Here is a 17,755-nt window from a genome sequence, read left to right as displayed (position 1 = left end):
TCTCCTCAGGGCGTGATGGTCCCCGAGACCAAGCCGTAGAACCCGATAAGGCCGGCGACCGCAGCGATCAGGAAGATGACGAGGTCGCGTGGCACGAACACCGGCATGCCCCGCTCCTTACGCGCCCATACGTACAATACTGTTCCCGGCACCAGCAGGACGGCGACGAGCAAAATGTACTTCGGACCAGCCGCGACGAACATGAAGATGGTGTAGACAACCGCGAGCCAGGAAATGATCTGGTCCCGGCCTCTTTGGTTCTCGACCCCCTCGTACCCCTCGCCGCTTCGGGCCACGAGCACGCCGTACCCTGCGACAAGCAAGTAGGGCAGAAGCGTCGTGACGCTCGTCATGTCGAGCATGAAGTTGAACGCGTCCTGCGACCAGTAGGTCGAGATGACGAACAGCGAGACGACGCTGTTCGTTAGCCACAGTGCATTGGCTGGTACGCGATTGCCGTTCTGCGCGGCAAACAGCTTCGGCATGTCCTCCGACTGTGCCGCGGAATACATGACCTCCGCACAGATCATCGACCAGGCGAGATAGGCGCCAAGGACGGAGACGAGCACTCCGATGGAAATAAACACGGCGCCCCAGTGACCGACGATGGATTCGAACACGCCTGCGAGTGAGGGCTGCCGAAGGCCCGCAATCGCCGATTGGGGCAGGGACCCGTAGGCGAGCAACGTTATCGCAACCATCAAGCCGGTCACGCCGACGAATCCGAGAATGGTCGCTCGACCGACGTCGGACCTGTTCTTCGCGAACCGCGAATAGACGCTCGCGCCTTCGATGCCGAGAAAGACGAAGACGGTGATCAGCATCGTATCCCGGACCTGCGAGATCAGCGGCTTGGGAGGCATATCGGCCCCGCCGTAGAAATTGTCGGCGAACTGGCTGAAGTTGAAGACGACGATGAGTGCGATGATCGTGACGATGATCGGCACGATCTTGGCGATGGTGACGACGAAGTTGATGAAGGCCGCCTGCTCGACTCCGCGCAGGATCATCGCGTGGAAGGTCCAAATACCGATCAGCGATACCGCGATCGCAATGAATGTGTTGCCGTCGCCAAAGCTGGGGAAGAAAGCGCCCAGCGTCGAGCCGATCAACACCCAATAGAAAACGTTCCCAAGGCAGCTTCCGAGCCAGTAGCCGAAGGCGGACAGGAAACCCATGTAGTCGCCGAAGCCGGCCTTCGCATATGCGAAGACACCGGAATCGATGTCCGGCCGGCGCTCGGCCAGCGCCTGGAATACTCGAGCAAGCATGTACATGCCGGTCCCGGCGATAGTCCAGGCGATGATTGCACCAAGTGGGCCGGTGGCGCTTCCGAACCTCGCGGGGAGGTTGAAGATCCCGGCGCCCACCATCGATCCAACGACCATCGCCGTGAGGGCACGGAGTGATAGCTTCGAAGGCTGCGCTGACTGCCCCACTGTTCCCCCGTTCTAACGGCGACATGGCGGTGAGCGGCACAAAGCCGACCGAACGATCCGATGCCCCCGTCCTGCATCTAAGGCTCAAGGCGACCTCGTGGAGTCAGGTGAAACCCGATACCTTTAGCGCCGCGTCCGGCTGCGTCGGTTCAGGTTTCGACACTTTTCGAATTCAGAACTCCGGCGGCCCCCAATAGGGACTTACCCCTATTTGGAACGCTTCAGGGCTTGAGTAGCGTGCCAGCCGCCAAGAGCGAGTCGCGTCCTGACAATAACCGGCCTGGTCGGTGTTCAGATCAGTGAGCCTGAAACTAAGGAGGCCTGAATGATCAGAAGGCGCAGCGGACCCAGCTTGCTTGGACGCGCGGCCGGTACGGCAGCTCGCACTGCAGTTATCGCCGGCACTGCCACAGCGGTTTCCAACAAGGTTGCAGGCCGTTCAAATCAACCCGCCCAACCCGCCCAACCCGCACCGGCCGAGCCGCAGACGCCGGCCGGACTTTCCGGCGAGGCGATGAACCAGCTCAAGCAGCTCGCAGAATTGCACAGCTCCGGGATCCTGACCGACGAGGAGTTCGCGACCCAGAAGGCGCGCATCCTCGGCTGACGAAGGCTTTGCACGGTCTCGCTATTGCCGGGACCTGATGAAGGGAAAGCCCCTATGAACTGGCAGATACGCACGGTCCTCGCAGGTATTTTGGCTGCCCTCGGACTCTACGTAATCTTCAACCCGTTGCGAGTGACGACGCTGGTCGTCGGGACGGTCCCGTGGCTCTTGCTCACCGCCGGTGCGGTTTACCTGATCGCGGTGGTGATGCGAAAATGGCGGCGCCCGATCACGATGATCCTGCCCGCCATCGTCGGCCTGTTGCTTGTTTACGCGGGGCTCAGCATGAAGTTCGGCGACCCGCGCACAGTTGGCCCGATCGGCCTCCCGTTCCTGTTCGCGCTGGTCTTGCTGGGAGGCGGCATCGCCAAGCTCCTCACCACGCTCGACGTGCGCAAGTCACGCTACTTCCTCGTTTTCGTAGGTGCGGGCGTGATCTCCGTGCTGATGGGCCTCATCGTGATGTTCAACTGGTCCGCGGTCTCCGCCGGTTTTCTGGGCGTGGTTCTGGGGCTCGAGCTCATCGCGGACGCGGCATATCTCGCCGCCTTCGCATTCCGCGATCGGGACAAGGAAGAACATAGGGAGGCGCTGGGATGAAGACGATCATTCGGATCGCCGCCGGAACAGCGGCGGTGGTGCTGGCGGCAACGACCGCCGCGAGCGCACAGCAAGAAGGCATTGCCCCGACGAGCGCCGCGCAGCCGGAAGCAATGTCGCGGGCACCGAACCAGGGCGGCCTCGAAGCCATCCTTTACAGCGACACATTACTCAGGGGCACTTCCATTCGGTGCGAGCCCCGACGCCGAACCTCAACCTTCCGTGGGACGCCCGATCGGTCCGCGTCCGCAGCGGCGAATGGCAGATCTGCAGCGGTCGCAACTACACCGGTACGTGCCGGACCATCGATCGCGATCAGACCCATCTCACGGGTTCGGTAAGGCGGATTCAGTCCATGCGGCCCACTGGCGGCTTCGGCACCGGCGTCGGCGAGTCCCTGCGTGGCGCCACCGCCGAGTTTTTCCCGGCACCCAAGCGTTTCGGGCGAAGGATCGAATGCAACGGATCGAGCTGTGCACGATCGGAAGCGAATGCATTCTGCCGCTCGGTCGGCTGGATCGTTGCTCGAAGCCAGGCCCTGGAAACCGTGGCTGGCCGGAGCATGGTGTCGGACGTGCTATGCGCGCGAACCCCGTTCTGAACCGGGACCTGATCTGAGCGCCGGGGATCTCAACCCTGCCGAGGCGCAACCCGGCATGACCGACCGCGCCAGCAGCGCGCCCGTATACATCATCGCGATCCTGGTGATGACGGTCGCCGCTTACTATGCCGCCAGCGTATTCGCGCCGCTCGCGGTCGCCCTGTTCATCATGGCTCTGGTCTGGCCGTTGCAGCGCACGCTTCAGGCCCGCGTGCACAAGCTGGTGGCTCTGGCCCTCACCTTGCTCACGACGATCGCCGTTTGCGTGGCCTTCGCATGGATCATCAGTTGGGCAGTGGGGCGCGTCGGCCGCTCAGTGGTGCTCGACAGCGCACGCTACAATTTCTTCCTCGCCAGCACGAAGGACTGGCTGGACGCACAAGGCGTTTCCGTCGCGGCCTTGGGAGCCGAGCATTTCACAGTCGCCTGGCTGTTCAGTGCCATCAGCAGGCTCGGCGGCCATTTGCAGACGACCTTCACCTTCTGGCTGATCGCCATCACCTATCTCATGCTCGGCCTGCTCGAGGTCGACGACATTCGGACGAAGATGCAGGCGATGAGCAACCGCAATGCATCACGCATTCTTCTCGAAGGCTGCAGCGTCGTTGCGAGCCAATATCGCCGCTATCTCCTAATCCGCACCGGAGTCAGCCTCCTGACCGGCTCGCTCGTCTGGCTCTTTGCGCGTTTGGTCGGCCTCCCGTTTGCGTTCGAATGGGGAGTGATGGCGTTCGCGCTGAACTATCTGCCCTTTATCGGGCCGTTCTTTGCAACCGTGATGCCGACACTGCTTGCCATGGCGACTTTCGACACGTGGGGCGAAGTGCTTCTCGTCTTTGTCTGCCTCAACGTGATCCAGTTTATGGTTGGCAGCTACATCGAGCCCCGCGTCGCCGGAACGATGCTATCGATCTCGCCAACGCTGGTGCTCTTCGTAATTTTCTTCTGGACCTTCATGTGGGGAATCCTGGGAACGCTCCTGGCGATGCCGATCACGGTCGCGATTTTTGCGTTCTGTGGTCTCAACCCCCGCAGCCAATGGGTCGTCGAACTGTTTGGGAAACCGCCAAAGCCCGCCTGACGCGGCTATCACACGAAACGATCAGATTTCCGACGGCTCCGCGGGCAATTTCTGCAAATGCCGCTTAAGACGCTCCACCCGCTCGGGCGGCCAACCCTGGACGTCGGCGACCTCCATCCATGCATCGATATAATGATCAACGGCAAAGGAATGGCCGAAGCCGGTCGGCGTGTTGGTGAACGTTGCCATGTCGCCGGCAAGTTGCAGGAAGCTGACGATCGGGAACCAGCGAAGCTCCGGCGATACGTCGGGTCCAAGACGCCCCCTGGTCCAATCCGGACGCCGGTAGATCGAACTGAATTCGAAGAAGGTTACCGGGTCGCTGGCGTATTGCAGGTAGACGATCCGGATTCGGCCCCAAGCCTTGCTGCGTTGTCCATGGCCGCTTTGCTGGTTCATGAAGCGAACCGCCCGGCCATCACGGAACTGGGGCAGCCATTCGGGCGAGCCCGGGTTGCGGCCATCGGTGATGGATCGCCAGATCCGGCTTGCAAACGGCGGCCCCGCCACAGCGCCCCCTGGATCGGCTCTCCCGCCAGTTCGAATGGATCGGCCGCACGCGAAGAGTTGAGCGCTCCGAGGCTCAGGCCGTAGAGATACAGCCTGGGCCGCTTGTCCTCTGGCAAGCTGGTCCAGTGCCGGTAGATCGCATTGAACAAAGCGCGAGCCGATTCATTGCCGTTATCCGGCTCGGCGATCAGCGATAGCGGGCTCGACAGATACGAATATTGCATCGCGACGCTCGCGATATCGCCGCCCTCGAGGAACTCGATCGGGTCGATTCCGGCCTCATCGACCCAGCCTGTCCCCGTCGGGGTGATGACGACCAGCGCCGCACGGTCGAAACCTCCGGTCCGCTCAAGCTCGCGCAGTGCGAGCATTGCCCTTTGCTCTGGAGTGGCCGCCGATCGCATGCCGACGTACACACGGAGCGGTTCGCGCGCCGGCTGGCCTAGGACTGCGCCAATCTCCGCGGCGCTCGGGCCAGACGAAATGTACCGCCTCCCCTGGCGGCCAAGCTCCTGCCAGTTCAGCAGCGATGCGGCGCTGCCCGACTTCAGCGGATCCGACGGCGGGCTGAGGTCCGGCTCAACAAACGCGTCATACGTCCGGTACGACGAGTCAACGACCTGCATTCCGAAGCGGATGACGATCCCCGTCGCAACGACCCAGAATAGCAGGAATGCGCCAAGCATCCCGAGGATTGTCGCCGTCCGTTCGGGCATCACCCTGGCCGCCGATCGGGACAAGGCGCGGATCGTGATCTTCGCCAGCCGAACGAACGCGACAATCACCAGCATCGTGATTGACGCAACGACCAGTACGCCCGCCGGATGGATCGTTCGGACGGGCTCCAGGTCCATGAGCACGCGGGTGGAATTCTGCCACGCGGCAGCGCGCCAGGCGAAAGGCAATATGAGCAAGAGGCAGATTGCTGCGACAATCGCGCGGCCATTAGGCAAATCCATCACCGATCGCCGGGGAAGATGAAGCGCCCGCCACAGCCAGTCCGCGAACAGGCCGAGGAAGTATCCGACAGCAAAGCTGACACCCGACAGGACCCCTGCGCGACCCATGTGCGCGGGAGCAGCGAGGGCGTCAGCGACAATGCGACAAAGAGGCTGCCGGCGATTAGGCCGGACAGCGACGGCGTGGTGCGCGACACCAATGACGCAATCGTATCGACCAGCTTCCGCGGAAGCTTCAGCTTCAGCGTCACGGCAGGCAATCGTGCAGTTGAGCCCTAAACCTCACGTGCTTGGTGTCATCGAGACTCACGGCCTCGTCAAATCCAGCCTGGCGGCCACCGGCTCTTGGGCATCGCTGGGGTCGCCGTCCGGCTTTCCGTCCGTCGTCGCGATCTTGAAGCCGGTATAGCCGTAGGTAACATCCAGCAGCGGGCTCATGTAATTGAAAACCGCGAACGGGAGATAGGCAAAGGTCGGGACACCAAGCACTGCGGACATGTAGGCACCGCACGAATTCCACGGCACCAGCGGCGCCGTCACGATCCCACCGTTGGAAACCGCACGGGACAGGTTCTTGCTTGCCAGCCCGCGCTTCTTGAACTCTTCGCCGAAGAGCCGCGTCGGAAGTACCATCGCGACATATTGGTCGGCCGTAATGATGTTCAGCCCGATTGGCGTCAGGACGGCCGTCGCAATCAGGTTTCCGGTTTGCTTCGCGCGCAGAAGGACGGGCGCAATCAGCTTCGAGAGAAATCCGAACTCGTCGAGGATTGACCCGAATGCGAGCGCCGCGATGATCAGCCAGATGGTCAGCAGCATGCTCGCCATTCCGCCCCGGGACAGGAGGTCATCGACCTGCTGAATTCCGCTCTCTGAATGAAAGCCGTTCGCAATCACTTGCCAAGACGCCTTGATGAACGACCCGAGTCCTCCGGTCACTCCGTCCGTCGGCAGCACCGACAGGACGGCTTGCGGCTGCGTCAGGCAGCCAAGAACAGCAGCGAAGATCGCCGAGGTCATCAGGGCCAGCGACGCTGGCATCCTGCGCATCGACATACCGATCAGCAGTACGAGCGGCAGCAGGTTGATGGGCGTGATCCAGAAGATCCGGTCGAGTGCCATCAGCTCTGAATCGATTATCGCATCGCTCGCGACATTGGTGTTGGACAGCCCGAGCAACAGGAGAACGGCTGCCGCGATGAGAAACGCCGGGATACTGACCCAAGCCTGATATCTCAGATGCTTGTAAAGATCGTTGCCGGTGAGCTGAGCCGCGAGGATCGTGGTTTCGGAAAGCGGCGACAGCTTGTCGCCCGTATAGGCGCCCGAAACGATGGCTCCCGCCGTGATTACCGGAGACACTCCGGTGAAGCTTGCCAGGCCCATGAGGCCGACGCCGATCGTGCCCACCGTTGTCCAGGAGCTGCCAATCCCGATAGAGACCAGTGCGCAAAGCACGAGACTGGCCGGATAGAACCAGTGCGGCTGCATGAGCAGCAGGCCGTAGTACACCAGCGTCGGAATGGTCCCTGCCATGTTCCAGGTGCCGATCAAGGCCCCGACGGCCAGCAAGATGAAGATCGCGCTGACGACGGAAGAAACGCCCCTGCGGCCGGCCTCCGCAACCTCGTCCCACGAATGGCCCAGCCGCATGATGATGAGCGAGGCAGCCATTGCCGCGAGCATCATGCCCGCTTGCAGGGGCCCGCTCATGGCGTCGAGGCCGAAGAGCGCGACCGAGCCGCCTACCAGCGCCGACAGGAGGATCAGCGGGATCAGCGCTTCGAGGTAGGTGGGCTCGCGGGCCTGCGTGCGGCCGACTGCTTTCGAAGGACTAGCCATGCGCTCCCCCGACCCAAAAGATGGCTCGTTGCGGTCACTCCGCCATTTTAGGCGAAGGGCCCCAGCAGCCCAGATATGCGTACAAACGCTCCCGCGATATCAGGGTTAGTCCCGGCATCCCTCGGAAGGCTTCGATGCTCCGCGCAGGCTACATGGGATCAGGGTTTTTCCGCTCGGCCCGGTTGTCGATCGTTCCCGATCAAGCGATGCTCAGACCGTAGAAATCTCCAATGCCGGTCAGCAGGAACTGCACTCCAATGCAGACGAGAAGGAATCCAAAGATCCTGGTCATCGCATCGATGCTGGATGGACCCATCAGCTTGCCAAGCGTCGTAGCTGTGCGGAGCACCAGCCAAGCGATGAGGACGGTAATGGCGATCCCGATGATCGTGCCGCTGTAAACGAGGTAACTCTCCGCGGTGCGCCCGCCAATCTGGGAGGCAGTCGCCACAACAACGGAAATGGATCCGGGCCCCGCAAGGCCGGGCATGGCGAGCGGAGTGAAAGCAATCCCGCCCGCCGGCGCTGGGACGGAGTTGGCCGAGTCGGGCTCCGGGGCTCGGAGAACAGCATCCTCAGGCCGATCAGGGAAACGATGAGCCCGCCGGCCACCCGAATTCCCGCAACCGAAATCCCGAAGAAGCTGATGATCGCTGCGCCGAGCAAAAGGAAAGTCGCGAGGATCGCGAACGCATAGATGCATGCGAGGCGAGCCTGCCGGTTTCGCGTCTGCTCATCCATCGCGGCTGTCAGCGACAGAAACACCGGAGCAACGCTCATCGGATTCATCACCGGAAACAACGCGCCGATTGTGAGGATGATGGCGTCGACGAAGATGCGGTCCTCCATCGGTCGCGCACGCCCAATACAGTAGGAGCAATCGGCGGCGAGTCAAACGGCCGTAGGAAGCCCGGGGCCGAAGCTTCGCGGTCGGCGATTTGCTATTGGCGTGCTTAGAATGCACCATCGCCGCGCTGATCCAGTCGCGCGTTTGCGCCTTTGCGCCGATGCACGAGATCGCGTCTCATGACAGGACCGACCGAGGTCGCGGTAGCAACTCGTACGACGACCCAGTGCAGGCCGGCCTCCGCAGGAATGGGGAATCTATGGGCAATGCTTTGACCGCTTCCGGCCAGGAATTGGAAGTTGCGGGAATCCGGCGCGGCTGGTTGCTGGCGCTGGGGTGGCACTGGTCGCAATGGGCTTGATTGGCCTGGGAATGACATACCGCCTGACGACGATCGCCATATTCTGGATCGGCGTATTGGCGTTCATCGCCGGAGTGGGCCAGCTGTTGGACGCGTTCCATCACAAGGGTTGGGGCGGCCTGATGTGGCATGTGATCATCGGCTTGCTTTACCTCGCGATCGGACTCGCGCTCACTTTGATGCCGGTGAAATCAGCATATTGGCTGACCATGCTGATTGGCGTCGGCTTTGCACTCGCGGGCCTGATGCGCCTCCTGATCATGTTCCAGTTCCGCGGCTATCGAGGCCTGCAACTTTTGCTCCTCGTTTCGGGTCTCATTGGCCTTGGAATGGCGGCCTATGTCTTTCGGATCCTGGCCCTGCCAGAGGGTGAAGCTCTTTCGACCGCGGTGGCAAACCCGGATTGGGCGCGCCAATGGGGATGGATCATCGGCCTGTTCATCGCACTCGAGCTCATCATGGAAGGCATCTCCCAGATCCTGATCGCGACGACCGGCCGATCCTTCCGTCAGGTTCGGTTGGCATAGTCGCGTTCAGGGAATGCCCTGACTTAACGGGGCCGGGATCCGTCCTGGTTCCGCCTCTCACCCGGAAGGGGGCCGTCATGTCTCGTAGCTTGCTCGCTTACGGCGTTTTTGGCGCCCTTCCCTTGATGGCCGGATGCATGACCTTGCCGCCCGAGCGAAGGGTCAGCTGCGAGGACGCATCGCGCCCCCACATCCGCCACAGCGCAAACGGCAAGACCGCCTTCACTGAAATCGATGTGCTGACCTACAATATCGAAGGCCTGCCCTGGCCGGCGCGCAACAACCGGACGCCATTCCTTGAAGAAATCGGCTCCCGCCTCGCCGCATTCCGGTCGGCTGGTACCGGGCCCGACATGATCGTGTTCCAGGAAGTGTTTACCAACGCTGCGTCGCGCGCAGTGACGGCCACCGGCTATCGAAGCATCACGACGGGCCCGAGCACACGGTCGCGGCAGGCGGCCAATACCGAGGGCCCGCTGCCCGGCAGGCGGCGAATCCTCAAGGGCGAAGTTCGGTTCAATTTCCTGTCGAGCGGCCTCGCCATCGCAACCGACTTTCCGATGACCAGGGTCGCTTACAGGCCGTTCGCTCGCGGAAGCTGCGCCGGGTTCGATTGCCTTTCGAACAAGGGCGTCGTCTTCGCCGAGCTGACCATTCCGGGCATGCCTGGGACGGTCGATCTTTACACCACGCACATGAATGCCCAGCGCGCTTCGGGCGTGGAGGCGGAGCGACACATTCCCGCCCATGCGCGGCAGACGGCCGAGCTAGCGGAATTCGCAAGATCCTACGGGACGGACGACAGCGTCACGATCGCGGCGGGCGACTTCAACATGCGCAACTCGGACGCGCGCCATTACACCTTTTCCAAGAAGGTCCCGCTGGAGAACGTCCATTTCTATTGCAGCGAGCATCCCGACCGGTGCGACGTCCGGCAGGAATGGCCGCACGATGACCAATGGCGGCGCGTCCAGAACCTGCAGCTCTTTACCTCGGGCAGCGTCGTGAAGGTGCGCCCCATCCGGGTCGAAGGAATGTTCGATGGAGGGCCGAGCGGGCCGGTCCTGTCCGACCACAACGGCTTCCGAGTCGTGTACGAGTTCAGCTGGCCGGTGGCAGCGAGCGCGCAGGCGCAATGCCCCTTCACACCCACCCCGGTCCAAGCCGCGTCGTAGCGGCTACTGCGACAAGGTATCCTTGTAGATCTTGCCGTCCTTCATGATGATCCGGAAATTCTTGGCTGGGTCGGCAATGAGATTGATGTCGACCAGCGGATTGCCATCGACAAGGAGAAGGTCGGCGTAGGCGCCTTCCTGAACCACTCCGAGCATTCCGGGATACGGGTTCCGCAGGCCCGAGAGCCGCAGCAACTCGCCATTGGTCGAGGTCGCCATGATCAAGGTCTCGGCCGGCGTGTACCAGCGCGTGAGCGATGCCAGGATCGCGCCCTGCCGCGCTGCGAGCGCACGCGAGAACAGGACATCGGTGCCGAAGGCCGTCTTGATTTTGTACTTCTTCGCGAGCGCGTAGGAGCGCGCGATCCCCGGCCAGACCTCTTCTGCTTTCGCGCGTTGAACCGATCCTTCGGGAAGGCCCGTCCGCATCTCCTCGGGAGCGGCTGCATGCTCAGCCAGATGCCTTTGGACGCAATCAGCTTCGCGTCCGCCTCGTTCATCAGGAACCCATGCTCGATGCATTTCACGCCAGCGGCGACAGCGACTTCGATTGCCTCGGGAGTGAAAGCATGGACGGCGACATAGGTCCCCCAATTGTGCGCCGCCTCGACCGCCGCATGAAGCTCCGGCTCCGTGAAGGTGACGACGTCGATCGGACTGAACGGTGACGAGACACCGCCGCCGCCCGTCAGCTTGATCTGGGATGCCCCCTGCATGAGCTGCTCGCGGACTCGAACCCGGACCTCGTCGGGACTGTCGGCGATCGCAAAGCCGCCGATCTGCTCGCCGCGCGTCGGTGGCCCGCCGATTTGGCGGGAAGGTCGGACAATGAACGGAAATCACCGTGGCCGCTGGTCACCGTGATCATCGCCCCCGAAGGATAGATCCGCGGTCCCGTATAGTATCCTTCGTCGATCGCGCGCTTGAGCCCGAACACCGGGCCGCCCACATCGCGGACCGTGGTGAAACCGCGCAGCAGCGTCGCTTTCGCCTCGTCGGCAGCAACGAGATTGCTGTAGCCGACGTCGCCGGTGATCGTATCCGCAGGCGGCAGGGCGATCAGCATCGCGTGCCAATGCGCGTCGATCAGGCCCGGCATCAGAACCCGCCCCCGCCGTCTATCACACGCGTGTTCGCATCGGCTGGCACCGAACTGGCCGAGACGCGCTCAATCAGGTTGCCGCGGACGAGGACGTTGGACGGTGGCGAAAGCACCGCGCTCTTGCCGTCGAAGACGCGGACGTTCTGGAACAGGGTCGCGCCGGTTTGCGCGGGCGTGTTCTGCTGCGCTGCCGCGGGCTGCGCAAAGCCGAAGACCAGCGCGGCAAGCAATAAAGGCGAACTGAATCTGCGCTTGCGGCGGGCCTTGGCTGGTCCGTGGTCACGCTGTGCTCGGGGATCGGGACGCTCGGTCATGCTTCGTCCTTTCGTCCCGTTTTCTACACTACGGTCATCCTCGCGTCACGGCTGCCTCCGTCGCTCATTCGCCGGACGACGCTAAGTGACTGGGCATCCGAACTTATCCCGATGCCCCGGGCCTCCGGCTGCTCCTACTGCACATGCTCGCTTCCACCCGAGGCTTGGAGGTCACCATGATTTCGAACCGACGTTCAATTCGCTCTGCGGCCGCCCTCAGCTTGCTGTGCGCAGTCACGGTCGCCTGTGCCACAAACGAGCCGTCACCTCCGGCTTCGGCGGCCGGACCGGCGCTCGTCGGGACCGAGTGGAAGCTGGTCGAGTTCCGGTCGTCCGACGATTCCATTGGAGCGATCCGGCCGGGCGTTGACGAGGTCTACACCCTTCGGCTGGAGCCCGGCGGCAATGCCGTGATGACTCTGTTCTGCAACCGCGGCACCGGCCAATGGAAATCGCCTGACTCCACGGCCAAGATGGGCAGCCTGACGATCGAGCCCGGCATCAGGACCCTCGCGGCCTGTCCGCCGAGCCCGCTCGAACGGCTCGGCGACGATTTCGCGCATGTGCGGACGTTCGTGATTGCCGACGGCAAGCTTCATCTCAACCTGAAGATGAGCAGCGGTGACTATGTCTGGGAACCGGCCAAATAGGCGAATTGGGTAGGCCGGCTGCGTCGGTAGTTTCCCTGATTACCCCAGCCGCCTTCGCTCCGTAGGCAGGCTGTTCCGCTGCGCCTTTTCCGATCGCTATTCGATCGCGCGCAGCCGGGCCGTTGGCGCGTCAGAAGGGGTCGTTATGAACGAGACCGCATTCGGTGTTCACTCGGAGGTTGGGCAACTTCGGAAAGTCATGGTTTGCTCCCCTGGTCGGGCGCACATGCGGCTCACGCCGAGCAATTGCGACACTCTGTTGTTCGACGACGTGATGTGGGTGGACGTTGCCAAGCGCGACCACCTCGATTTCATGTCCAAGTTGCGCGACCGCGGTGTCGATGTGGTCGAGATGCATAACCTGCTCGCAGAGACGGTCTCGATTCCGGAAGCACGCGCCTGGATCCTCGACAACGAAGTCGTCGCGAACGAAGTCGGGCTGGAACTGCTCAATGAAGTCCGGGCGTACCTCGACGAAATGCCAGCGCGCGAGCTGGCGGAAACGCTGATCGGCGGCCTTTCGACGGAAGAATTTCCCGAGGCTATCGGCGGCGACAAATTGAAGCTCGTGCGCGATGCGGCCGGCGTTTCCGAATATCTGCTGCCGCCGCTTCCGAACACGCTCTACACCCGCGACACGACCTGTTGGATCTACGGCGGCGTCACGCTCAACCCGCTTTACTGGCCCGCCCGCCACGAGGAGACGATCCTCACGGCAGCCATCTACCGTTTCCACCCCGACTTCGCCGGCAAGGTCAACGTGTGGTGGGGAGACCCGCTGAAAGAACACGGACTGGCCACGCTCGAGGGCGGCGACGTCATGCCCATCGGCAAAGGCAACGTCCTCATCGGAATGAGCGAGCGCTCCTCGCGTCAGGCTATCGGGCAACTGGCAGCGACATTGTTCGAACGCGGCGCCGCGGAACGCGTCATCGTGGCGGCAATGCCGAAACTGCGCGCCGCCATGCACCTCGACACGGTGTTCACCTTCGCAGACCGCGACTGCGTCCTCCTCTACCCCGATATCGTCAACAGCATTCGGACCTTCTCGTACCGTCCGGGCAAGGGCGGCGAGCTCGACTTCCGGCAGGACTCAGGCTCGATGGTCGAAACCGTCAGCGAGGCGCTCGGGGTCAGCCGCATGCGCGTCGTCGAGACTGGCGGAAACGCCTACATGCGGGAGCGGACCCAGTGGGACAGCGGCGCCAACCTGGTGTGCGTCTCCCCGGGGTCGTCTTCGCTTACGACCGCAACACATACACCAATACGCTCCTCCGCCGCGAGGGCATCGAAGTCATCACCATCGGCGGCGCCGAGCTTGGACGTGGCCGCGGTGGGGCCACTGCATGACGTGTCCCATCATTCGAGACGCGATGGAGGATTGAGCACATGGAGCAGACCGCAGAAGCATCAGCAGAACCCGCCGCATCGGCTCCGCCCGTTGCATCGAAGGGCCCGTCGCCGATCATAAGCAGGTTGATGGGCTTGCTGTTCATCGTCGCCGGAGTCGTGGCGCTCTCCACCCCGGTTCATTCGACAATGCTGATGACGATGTTCATCGGTGCCTCATTGCTCATTGCCGGCGGCGCCCAGATTGCGCATGCGTTTTCGAAGAGTTGGGGAAGCTTGATCCTCCACATCATCCTCGGCCTCGCCTACGCCCTTGTCGGAGCCATCTTCCTGTTCGACCCGATCGGGGGGCGGTTGTCCTGACCAAGTTCCTTGCGTGGCTGCTCCTCATCCAGGGCGTGAGCCAGGCCTGGCTCGCTTTCACGGCGCGGCCCGCCCACAATTGGGGATGGCTGCTGGTCTCGGGAATCGTGGCCTTCCTCGCCGGCCTGTGGCTGCTGATGCGCTGGCCAATTTTCGCCTTCACAATGCCCGGCTTCATCCTCGGCATCTCCTTGATCTTCGAGGGATGGGCATTCCTGCTGATGCGCCGCAAGGCGGACGATCACACCCCGCTCCAGCGAGTGCGTGATCGCTTCGCTGGCGGTTGAACGGCCATTGCCGTGCGCATCGCGGCAGTGACCTTTCTCGCGGGCGCGATGCTGGTCGTGCCCGCGAATGCATTGGCCCAGACCGCAGACCCTTCGGACAGGGGCGACGCCGCCGATTTCCGGGAGCATGATGAGGACGGCGAGCCCGAGCCATACGAATATGGGCTGGATGGAATGCCGAAGCCGTCGCGGTCACTCAACATCAGTGCGCCGCTTCTGTTCGACACCAACCCGGCCTGGGCGTCGAGCGGTTCGTCGAGCGCGTTGTTGTTCGCACCTTCCGTGGCGGTTCGATATTCCCATCCGGGCCTGATGCCCGGCTGGGACTTGCAGCTTGACGCAAGCGCGGACGCCGACCTTTTCTCGAAAGATCCGATGAGGTGAACGAAGCGCGTCTCACCGCAAGGGCGACGCTGTTTCACGAGCTTGAGGACACAGGCACGTTTTCTTTGCGGATCATGTCGCGCTGGACCTACGTCGGCGAGGACTTCAGCCAATTCGATCATGCGCAGCAGCGCTACACGGTGTCATTTGCTCCGAATATTTCGGACAAGGTCGGCGCATCGGTGAGCGCCGAATATCGGGCTTCTCCCGAAGCCCGTGAGCGGCGCTTCGTCGGCACCGGGAACATCGACGTAACGCTAGTCGAAAGCAAAGGCCTGCGGCTCGGCTTCTTCCAGGAGCTTGCATTCTCCCGGTTTACCGGCGGGTCGAACGACGGCCGGACCGACCTGCTTTCATTAAGCGAACTGTTACTGACACCGAATTGGAGCTTGCCGAACGGCATGCGGCTGTCGTTCGCGGCATCGCTCAACCACCGCTTCTCGAACCGCGAGCGTTCGCGATTCACGGCATTGCAGGTGGGACCAACTCTCGGGTGGCGGTTCTAGACGCTGCTGGTGACCCCTACGGGACTCGAACCCGTGTTTTCGCCGTGAGAGGGCGACGTCCTAGACCGCTAGACGAAGGGGCCTTCGCGAGAGGCGTCGGGCATATGTGGGCTTGCGCCCACCGAGTCAATCTCGCCTAGGCGTCACGCTCGCTGAGGTAGCGCATCAGCTCGGCCAGAGTCGCTTCCATCTGGTCCTGCATCTGTGTGACCAGCTCGTTCTCACGCATGCCGACATGGTCGAGCGGTTTGGAGTAGCTGTCGGAAAACGCTTTCAGATCCTCGCGGTCGAAAACGCCGCGCGCGACCAGCTTCGCGAGGATCACCAGCAGGCCGTTGGTGTTGGCTATGGTGCCGGCGACCAGGGCCTCGTCGACCATCGACAGCCTCTTGTCGCTGTCCAGCTGGTCTTCGTCGTCTTCGATATCGGTGGTCATCGATTCCCTTTTTGGCCCGATTGCCCGCGCGCACAAGGGGGCGCCCCGCAGAATGGCCGTAGCTGAGCCCAGACAGCCGCCTTTTCCTGAAATGGCCGGGTGTTGGCCGGGCTGGACGAAGGCAGATCGATCAAGCCTACGCGTTGGCCGTGACCGATGAGCTTCCGGCCGATCGCGGCCGATGTTCCGCCGTTAAAGGCGATCGCTTCGAGATGCTGAAATTTCTCCACGAGCCGCTCGATGCCATTGTGATTGGCAAGGCGGATTGCCTGGTCGAGGCTCCCGTGCCGTTGCGCGGAGCCGATGACGTCCCACAACCCGATGCGATGATCCGCAAGACAATCGAGCCGGTCTTGATAGGAAAGCTCGGGCAAGGCTTCTCCGATGACCTGTCCAAGCAATCGCCAGAACTGGTTCTGAGGATGGGCGTAATACTGCCCGGCAGCGAGCGACGCGTCGCCTGGCAGGCTGCCGAGGACGAACAGCCGCGCATCGGACCTCGCAATTGGTCCGAGACCGACTTTCATTCCGCCTGATTGCATTGCCTTTATGGCTCCCACCATTAAGTGCTGCTGCCCGTGGAGCCCAACGAGATCCGAGTTGCCCTGGTTTCGGGCAATTACAACTGCGTTCGCGACGGCGCCAACAAGGCGCTCAACCGCCTTGTCGGTTATCTGTTGCGGCAGGGCGTGCACGTGCGCATCTATTCCCCGACGGTCGAGCACCCGGCGTTCGAGCCGACCGGCGACCTCGTCAGCCTTCCTTCAGTGCCGATCCCCGGACGGTCCGAATATCGGATCTCGCTTGGCCTGCCGCCACATGTCCGCAAGGACCTCGCCGAGTTCGCGCCCAACGTCGTTCACGTCTCGAGCCCGGACTTCTCCGCGCATCGCGCCGTAAGCTGGGCGAGGGCGCGCGGCATCCCGGCCATCGCCTCCGTCCACACCCGCTTCGACACCTATCTCGCTTACTACAAGCTCGGGAACCTCGAACCGATGGTTCGCGCCATTCTCCGCCGGCTCTACCTGCGGTGCGATGCCTTGGTCGCGCCATCGGAATCCATGGCGGCCGTCCTTCGCGCGCAGCGCATGAACCGCGACATTTCGATCTGGAGCCGGGGCGTCGACCGGGAGCATTTCAATCCGGGCCGGCGCGACATGGCATGGCGGCGGAGCATCGGGATCGCGGACGATGAATTCGTAGTCCTCTTTCTCGGGCGACTGGTGATGGAGAAGGCGCTTGATGTCTTCTCGGATGCGATGGACGAGCTCGGCGAGAAAAACGTGAAGCACCGCGTCCTGATCGTGGGCGAAGGTCCGGCGCGAGGCTGGCTCGAGGAACGCCTGCCCGATGCGATCTATACCGGCCATCTCGCCGGCGACGACCTTGCGCGGGCCGTGGCGAGTGCGGACGTGATGCTCAATCCATCGGTCACGGAAGCATTTGGAAACGTGACACTGGAGGCGATGGCCTCCGGCCTGCCCGTCGTCGCCGTCAACGCGACCGGGGCGACCAATCTCGTCATCCACGGCCAATCCGGCTTCCTTGCCGAACCGGGCGACTATGAAACGATCGCCGACGAATTGGCGACCTATGCCGCCGACCCCAAGCTACGGCGCAAGCACGGCCAGGCGGGGATCAAGGTCGCCCAGGGCCGCGATTGGGACCAGATCAACTCGGCGGTGCTGCGAACGTACAGCCGCGTGATCGAGCGCAAGAAACGTCACGCCCGGCTCACGCGGCGGTAATCCGGCTTACTTCAGGCGCTCGATGCGCTGGGCGGCTTCGTCGAGGATCGCCGTGATTTCGTGCGT

At 62.7% G+C, this 17,755-nt stretch carries 20 protein-coding genes, 1 tRNA gene and 4 pseudogenes; 13 read left to right on the top strand and 12 right to left on the bottom strand.

Annotated features, from left to right (window positions below; all coding sequences use genetic code 11):
* Window positions 1-5 precede the first annotated feature (5 nt).
* Complete coding sequence (locus H9L15_RS08255) at window positions 6-1,388, bottom strand: basic amino acid/polyamine antiporter (protein ID WP_187713765.1); 1,383 nt, start codon at window positions 1,386-1,388, stop codon at window positions 6-8.
* 376 nt (window positions 1,389-1,764) lie between these two features.
* Here H9L15_RS08255 and H9L15_RS08250 point away from each other — a divergent pair, with 376 nt between their 5' ends.
* The 4 genes from H9L15_RS08250 to H9L15_RS08235 all read left to right on the top strand — a co-directional run bounded on the left by H9L15_RS08250 (window position 1,765) and on the right by H9L15_RS08235 (window position 4,328).
* Window positions 1,765-2,046 carry an SHOCT domain-containing protein gene (locus H9L15_RS08250; protein ID WP_187713764.1) on the top strand — a complete coding sequence of 94 codons (282 nt, stop codon included), beginning with the start codon at window positions 1,765-1,767 and terminating at the stop codon, window positions 2,044-2,046.
* 54 nt (window positions 2,047-2,100) lie between these two features.
* Window positions 2,101-2,646, top strand: coding sequence for a DUF308 domain-containing protein (locus H9L15_RS08245; protein WP_187713763.1), 546 nt, complete (start codon window positions 2,101-2,103; stop codon window positions 2,644-2,646).
* A 190-nt stretch (window positions 2,647-2,836) separates the two neighbouring features.
* Window positions 2,837-3,247, top strand: coding sequence for a hypothetical protein (locus H9L15_RS08240; RefSeq protein ID WP_187713762.1), 411 nt, complete (start codon window positions 2,837-2,839; stop codon window positions 3,245-3,247).
* Between the two features lie 55 nt (window positions 3,248-3,302).
* Window positions 3,303-4,328, top strand: a complete 1,026-nt coding sequence (locus tag H9L15_RS08235; RefSeq protein WP_187713761.1) for an AI-2E family transporter — start codon at window positions 3,303-3,305, stop codon at window positions 4,326-4,328.
* A gap of 21 nt (window positions 4,329-4,349) precedes the next feature.
* Here the strand turns inward: H9L15_RS08235 and H9L15_RS08230 are convergent.
* The 4 genes and pseudogenes from H9L15_RS08230 to H9L15_RS20325 all read right to left on the bottom strand — a co-directional run.
* Window positions 4,350-5,905, bottom strand: a pseudogene (locus H9L15_RS08230) (alpha/beta hydrolase).
* A 198-nt stretch (window positions 5,906-6,103) separates the two neighbouring features.
* Window positions 6,104-7,639: a Na+/H+ antiporter NhaC gene (nhaC, locus tag H9L15_RS08225; protein ID WP_187713760.1), complete on the bottom strand. Its 1,536-nt coding sequence runs from the start codon at window positions 7,637-7,639 to the stop codon at window positions 6,104-6,106.
* 199 nt (window positions 7,640-7,838) lie between these two features.
* On the bottom strand, window positions 7,839-8,129 hold the full coding sequence (locus H9L15_RS18770; RefSeq protein WP_262984748.1) for a MarC family protein: 291 nt from the start codon (window positions 8,127-8,129) through the stop codon (window positions 7,839-7,841).
* A 119-nt stretch (window positions 8,130-8,248) separates the two neighbouring features.
* A pseudogene (locus H9L15_RS20325) lies at window positions 8,249-8,419 on the bottom strand (MarC family protein); the annotation flags it as partial.
* A gap of 403 nt (window positions 8,420-8,822) precedes the next feature.
* Between H9L15_RS20325 and H9L15_RS08215 the strand changes: the two are divergent.
* Together H9L15_RS08215 and H9L15_RS08210 are read left to right on the top strand one after the other, a co-directional pair.
* The gene (locus H9L15_RS08215) at window positions 8,823-9,374 is read left to right on the top strand and encodes an HdeD family acid-resistance protein (RefSeq protein ID WP_223276102.1); all 552 of its coding nucleotides are present in this window, start codon (window positions 8,823-8,825) and stop codon (window positions 9,372-9,374) included.
* Between the two features lie 77 nt (window positions 9,375-9,451).
* On the top strand, window positions 9,452-10,549 hold the full coding sequence (locus tag H9L15_RS08210; protein ID WP_187713758.1) for an endonuclease/exonuclease/phosphatase family protein: 1,098 nt from the start codon (window positions 9,452-9,454) through the stop codon (window positions 10,547-10,549).
* Between the two features lie 3 nt (window positions 10,550-10,552).
* Here the strand turns inward: H9L15_RS08210 and H9L15_RS17385 are convergent, their stop codons facing one another.
* From H9L15_RS17385 to H9L15_RS17375, 4 genes and pseudogenes are all read right to left on the bottom strand, one after another.
* Window positions 10,553-10,978 carry an amidohydrolase family protein gene (locus H9L15_RS17385; RefSeq protein ID WP_223276720.1) on the bottom strand — a complete coding sequence of 142 codons (426 nt, stop codon included), beginning with the start codon at window positions 10,976-10,978 and terminating at the stop codon, window positions 10,553-10,555.
* Between the two features lie 59 nt (window positions 10,979-11,037).
* Window positions 11,038-11,265, bottom strand: a pseudogene (locus tag H9L15_RS20320) (amidohydrolase family protein); the annotation flags it as partial.
* Window positions 11,238-11,648 carry an amidohydrolase family protein gene (locus tag H9L15_RS18765; protein WP_262984747.1) on the bottom strand — a complete coding sequence of 137 codons (411 nt, stop codon included), beginning with the start codon at window positions 11,646-11,648 and terminating at the stop codon, window positions 11,238-11,240. The pseudogene H9L15_RS20320 and the gene H9L15_RS18765, both read right to left, overlap by 28 nt.
* On the bottom strand, window positions 11,648-11,965 hold the full coding sequence (locus H9L15_RS17375) for a hypothetical protein (protein WP_223276101.1): 318 nt from the start codon (window positions 11,963-11,965) through the stop codon (window positions 11,648-11,650). The genes H9L15_RS18765 and H9L15_RS17375 overlap by 1 nt, the downstream gene beginning before the upstream one ends.
* Before the next feature lie 221 nt (window positions 11,966-12,186).
* Between H9L15_RS17375 and H9L15_RS08200 the strand changes: the two genes are divergently transcribed.
* From H9L15_RS08200 to H9L15_RS08175, 6 genes and pseudogenes are all read left to right on the top strand, one after another.
* Window positions 12,187-12,615, top strand: coding sequence for an META domain-containing protein (locus tag H9L15_RS08200; RefSeq protein WP_187713757.1), 429 nt, complete (start codon window positions 12,187-12,189; stop codon window positions 12,613-12,615).
* Between the two features lie 145 nt (window positions 12,616-12,760).
* Window positions 12,761-13,965, top strand: a pseudogene (locus H9L15_RS08195) (arginine deiminase).
* A 129-nt stretch (window positions 13,966-14,094) separates the two neighbouring features.
* Entirely contained in the window at window positions 14,095-14,328 is a 234-nt protein-coding gene (locus tag H9L15_RS08190) for a DUF308 domain-containing protein (RefSeq protein ID WP_262984745.1), read from the top strand.
* Window positions 14,232-14,615 carry an HdeD family acid-resistance protein gene (locus H9L15_RS08185; RefSeq protein ID WP_187713755.1) on the top strand — a complete coding sequence of 128 codons (384 nt, stop codon included), beginning with the start codon at window positions 14,232-14,234 and terminating at the stop codon, window positions 14,613-14,615. Before H9L15_RS08190 ends, H9L15_RS08185 begins: the two co-directional genes overlap by 97 nt.
* A gap of 12 nt (window positions 14,616-14,627) precedes the next feature.
* On the top strand, window positions 14,628-14,999 hold the full coding sequence (locus H9L15_RS08180; protein ID WP_187713754.1) for a hypothetical protein: 372 nt from the start codon (window positions 14,628-14,630) through the stop codon (window positions 14,997-14,999).
* Window positions 14,996-15,505, top strand: coding sequence for a hypothetical protein (locus H9L15_RS08175; RefSeq protein WP_187713753.1), 510 nt, complete (start codon window positions 14,996-14,998; stop codon window positions 15,503-15,505). The genes H9L15_RS08180 and H9L15_RS08175 overlap by 4 nt, the downstream gene beginning before the upstream one ends.
* Before the next feature lie 7 nt (window positions 15,506-15,512).
* Here the strand turns inward: H9L15_RS08175 and H9L15_RS08170 are convergent.
* The 3 genes from H9L15_RS08170 to H9L15_RS08160 all read right to left on the bottom strand — a co-directional run bounded on the left by H9L15_RS08170 (window position 15,513) and on the right by H9L15_RS08160 (window position 16,468).
* A tRNA-Glu gene (locus tag H9L15_RS08170) sits at window positions 15,513-15,588 on the bottom strand.
* Window positions 15,589-15,641: 53 nt separating this feature from the next.
* Entirely contained in the window at window positions 15,642-15,941 is a 300-nt protein-coding gene (locus H9L15_RS08165; protein WP_187713752.1) for a hypothetical protein, read from the bottom strand.
* Entirely contained in the window at window positions 15,938-16,468 is a 531-nt protein-coding gene (locus tag H9L15_RS08160; RefSeq protein ID WP_187713751.1) for a DNA-deoxyinosine glycosylase, read from the bottom strand. The genes H9L15_RS08165 and H9L15_RS08160 overlap by 4 nt, the downstream gene beginning before the upstream one ends.
* Before the next feature lie 51 nt (window positions 16,469-16,519).
* On the opposite strand from H9L15_RS08160, the gene H9L15_RS08155 reads away from it, so the two are divergent.
* Complete coding sequence (locus tag H9L15_RS08155) at window positions 16,520-17,689, top strand: glycosyltransferase family 4 protein (protein ID WP_187715842.1); 1,170 nt, start codon at window positions 16,520-16,522, stop codon at window positions 17,687-17,689.
* Window positions 17,690-17,755 lie beyond the last annotated feature (66 nt).

Origin of the sequence: Sphingomonas daechungensis (genome assembly GCF_014489495.1) — a bacterium.
Classification (GTDB): domain Bacteria; phylum Pseudomonadota; class Alphaproteobacteria; order Sphingomonadales; family Sphingomonadaceae; genus Sphingomicrobium; species Sphingomicrobium daechungense.
This window is presented reverse-complemented; position numbering and strand designations above follow the sequence as displayed.

Coding starts and splice junctions, on each gene's coding strand:
- H9L15_RS17385 (WP_223276720.1), bottom strand. CDS start 10,978: ATGCGGACGGGCCTTCCCGAAGGATCGGTTCAACGCGCGAAAGCAGAA.
- H9L15_RS18770 (WP_262984748.1), bottom strand. CDS start 8,129: ATGCCCGGCCTTGCGGGGCCCGGATCCATTTCCGTTGTTGTGGCGACT.
- H9L15_RS08165 (WP_187713752.1), bottom strand. CDS start 15,941: ATGACCACCGATATCGAAGACGACGAAGACCAGCTGGACAGCGACAAG.
- H9L15_RS18765 (WP_262984747.1), bottom strand. CDS start 11,648: ATGCCGGGCCTGATCGACGCGCATTGGCACGCGATGCTGATCGCCCTG.
- H9L15_RS08190 (WP_262984745.1), top strand. CDS start 14,095: ATGGGCTTGCTGTTCATCGTCGCCGGAGTCGTGGCGCTCTCCACCCCG.
- H9L15_RS08255 (WP_187713765.1), bottom strand. CDS start 1,388: ATGGTCGTTGGATCGATGGTGGGCGCCGGGATCTTCAACCTCCCCGCG.
- H9L15_RS17375 (WP_223276101.1), bottom strand. CDS start 11,965: ATGACCGAGCGTCCCGATCCCCGAGCACAGCGTGACCACGGACCAGCC.
- H9L15_RS08250 (WP_187713764.1), top strand. CDS start 1,765: ATGATCAGAAGGCGCAGCGGACCCAGCTTGCTTGGACGCGCGGCCGGT.
- H9L15_RS08245 (WP_187713763.1), top strand. CDS start 2,101: ATGAACTGGCAGATACGCACGGTCCTCGCAGGTATTTTGGCTGCCCTC.
- H9L15_RS08235 (WP_187713761.1), top strand. CDS start 3,303: ATGACCGACCGCGCCAGCAGCGCGCCCGTATACATCATCGCGATCCTG.
- H9L15_RS08210 (WP_187713758.1), top strand. CDS start 9,452: ATGTCTCGTAGCTTGCTCGCTTACGGCGTTTTTGGCGCCCTTCCCTTG.
- H9L15_RS08160 (WP_187713751.1), bottom strand. CDS start 16,468: ATGAAAGTCGGTCTCGGACCAATTGCGAGGTCCGATGCGCGGCTGTTC.
- nhaC (WP_187713760.1), bottom strand. CDS start 7,639: ATGGCTAGTCCTTCGAAAGCAGTCGGCCGCACGCAGGCCCGCGAGCCC.